Source organism: Vibrio sp. 1180_3 (genome assembly GCF_029478545.1).
GTDB classification, from domain to species: Bacteria; Pseudomonadota; Gammaproteobacteria; order Enterobacterales; family Vibrionaceae; genus Vibrio; species Vibrio aestuarianus.
The window spans coordinates 1-252 of the sequence record NZ_SJFM01000295.1 but is presented as its reverse complement, the minus strand read 5'-3'; the positions used below and the strand labels follow the sequence as shown (position 1 = coordinate 252).

Sequence of the window (252 nt, the reverse complement as noted above, 5' to 3'; positions counted from 1 at the left end):
CTTAAACACAAAACTCAACCTAGAATCAAAACTCCCAAGCGTTGGGAATCCGTCTTAAACGCCTAGTTAGCTGCTGCACTTTCGCTAGCAAATTACGCCAAAATGCCTAATTTTAAACACATTATTGATCTGCTCCAGCAAGACTGGACACCACATTAAGCGACATTTTGCTGTTCAAAGTTAACAGGGCTTAGATACCCAAGAGCACTGTGCCTTCTCGTCCGATTATAATCAACCTCTATGTACTCGAAG

Annotated in this window: 1 protein-coding gene; it reads right to left on the bottom strand. The window is 42.1% G+C overall.

Annotation, left to right across the window (positions count from 1 at the left end; genetic code table 11):
* Positions 1-155: 155 nt before the first annotated feature.
* Positions 156-252, bottom strand: a 97-nt coding sequence (locus tag EYW48_RS21905) for an IS3 family transposase (protein ID WP_130200936.1), incomplete at its 5' end; no start/stop codon positions are given.